This is a genomic window from Streptomyces aureus, assembly GCF_000725495.1.
Taxonomy (GTDB): Bacteria; Actinomycetota; Actinomycetes; order Streptomycetales; family Streptomycetaceae; genus Streptomyces; species Streptomyces aureus_B.
Window position 1 is genome coordinate 1 of record NZ_JNZD01000114.1, and the last position, 251, is coordinate 251.

The following is a 251-nucleotide window of genomic DNA, read 5'->3' on the forward strand; positions in this document are numbered from 1 at the left end:
AGCGTGCGGATCCTGCGCCACTGGATGGACCACGGCGTCCGTATCTTCCGCGTCGACAACCCCCACACCAAACCCGTGATGTTCTGGGAACAGGTGATCTCGGACATCAACGCCACCGACCCCGACGTCATCTTCCTCGCCGAGGCCTTCACCCGCCCCGCGATGATGCGCACCCTCGCCGAGACCGGCTTCCAGCAGTCCTACACCTACTTCACCTGGCGCAACACCAAAGAGGAACTCACCGACTACCT

General features: G+C 62.5%; 1 pseudogene. It reads left to right on the top strand.

The annotated features are described in order from the left end of the window. A pseudogene (locus tag IO36_RS36210) lies at positions 1-251 on the top strand (alpha-1,4-glucan--maltose-1-phosphate maltosyltransferase); the annotation flags it as partial.